The organism is Priestia sp. SIMBA_032, assembly GCF_046535215.1.
Taxonomy (GTDB): domain Bacteria; phylum Bacillota; class Bacilli; order Bacillales; family Bacillaceae_H; genus Priestia; species Priestia aryabhattai.
Map to the genome: position 1 here is coordinate 1 of NZ_JAWRXD010000422.1, position 294 is coordinate 294.

Annotated in this window: 1 protein-coding gene; it reads left to right on the forward strand. The window is 61.6% G+C overall.

Translation table 11 applies throughout. The annotated features are described in order from the left end of the window. The coding region (locus SB717_RS35000; protein ID WP_410907493.1) for a protein-L-isoaspartate O-methyltransferase family protein at window positions 1-294 on the forward strand (294 nt) is incomplete at both ends.

The window sequence follows — 294 nt, forward strand, 5'->3', positions numbered from 1 at the left end:
GACACAAGTTCGTGCCTGATGACGTCGTAGAATTTGCCTATCGCGATACGGCTTTGCCGCTTTTTGCCGGGCAAACCGTCTCACAGCCCTATATCGTCGCGGGCATGCTTGAGGCCGTGCAGTTGTCGCCAGGTGACCGGGTGCTTGACGTCGGAACGGGTTCCGGCTACGCAGCCGCAATCGCGGCGCGACTGGCGTTGCATGTCGACAGCGTCGAACGCTATGAGCCGCTCGCGCAGGCTGCGAAAAAGCGGCTCGCGGAACAGGGTTTCGCCAACATCGACGTGCATGCGG